Source organism: Brachyspira sp. SAP_772 (assembly GCF_009755885.1).
Lineage (GTDB): Bacteria > Spirochaetota > Brachyspiria > Brachyspirales > Brachyspiraceae > Brachyspira.
The window spans coordinates 1-569 of the sequence record NZ_VYIX01000320.1 but is presented as its reverse complement, the minus strand read 5'-3'; the positions used below and the strand labels follow the sequence as shown (position 1 = coordinate 569).

The following is a 569-nucleotide window of genomic DNA, read 5'->3' as shown; positions in this document are numbered from 1 at the left end:
ACTATAATAGACGGAAATGCTTTTGATTCTTTTATTTCTTCTTATGATGATATTTACATTGACCAGCTTATAAACACTTCAAAGATTATTATATCAAAAATGGAGAGTAAGGATAAAGAGGATAATGAAGAGCTTGTAAAGAAGATTAAAAATATATTGAAAAAAAATGATAGAGATATTGATATAATTTCTGAGCATTATTCTAATAAGGATAAAGATTTTTGGGAGGCTATATTAAAAAACTTTTTAGATGARAAGTATGCTCTAAAAGAATCTTTAAACAAAAATACAGAAGAGTATATGCCTGATTCTATAAGCATGAAAGGCTGCAGTGTAGGAAGTGAGGGAGAGTTTATAGTTCTTATTGAAGACATTATACATGGAAGGTTTGGATATGTTGCTCGCTCTAAGGGTTTTATAAAGTGCGGTGAGTCGGTTTTGAGGTATGATGTTGTGGGGGATAGGTATGCTATTACGGGAGCTAGCGAAGATGATGAACTTGAAATAGTGTTTATAGGAAAAGATTTAAATAGGGGTTTACTTAGAGAAATATTTCAGCCTATTTATAG

General features: G+C 30.8%; 1 protein-coding gene. It reads left to right on the top strand.

The features are described 5' to 3' along the window. Positions 1–569, top strand: a 569-nt coding sequence (locus tag GQX97_RS14270; protein ID WP_198391273.1) for a GTP-binding protein, incomplete at both ends; no start/stop codon positions are given.